The organism is Magnetospirillum sp. SS-4, assembly GCF_902729425.1.
Taxonomy (GTDB): domain Bacteria; phylum Pseudomonadota; class Alphaproteobacteria; order Rhodospirillales; family Magnetospirillaceae; genus Phaeospirillum.
Genome location: NZ_CACVCH010000015.1, coordinates 1 through 348, shown reverse-complemented (window position 1 = coordinate 348; position 348 = coordinate 1). Strand labels below are relative to the sequence as shown.

Below are 348 nucleotides of genomic sequence, written 5' to 3'. Positions count from 1 at the left end.
TCCTCGTATCCGGCGAGGCGGCCGAACACCGATTGCCGAAACTGCGCCGTCAGGGTGTGACGGTTGTTCGTGCCGGTCCTGTTGTCGGCCAGAATCTGCCCGGCCATCTCGGTCAGGCCAAGGGCGGCGTCCAGTTCCCGGAAGGCGAGCAGTCCGGCGTCAGAAGTCACCTTGGAACCATGGAACTCCAGCTTGAGGCGGCGGTCGAAAGCGACACGCAGGTCGCCCGATTCGGTTTCACCCGCCACCGTCTCCATATCCAGCCCCTCAGATCGACCTTATCGCCTTGATTTATATATCAGATTTCGCAGTCGTCGTCACGAAATCGCAGCGCCATCTGGGAAATCC

General features: G+C 60.6%; 1 protein-coding gene. It reads right to left on the bottom strand.

What is annotated here, in order from left to right; genetic code table 11:
• Nucleotides 1-257: transposase (locus MTBSS4_RS03810; RefSeq protein WP_173982081.1), on the bottom strand; the 257-nt coding region annotated here is incomplete at its 3' end.
• Nucleotides 258-348: the final 91 nt, after the last annotated feature.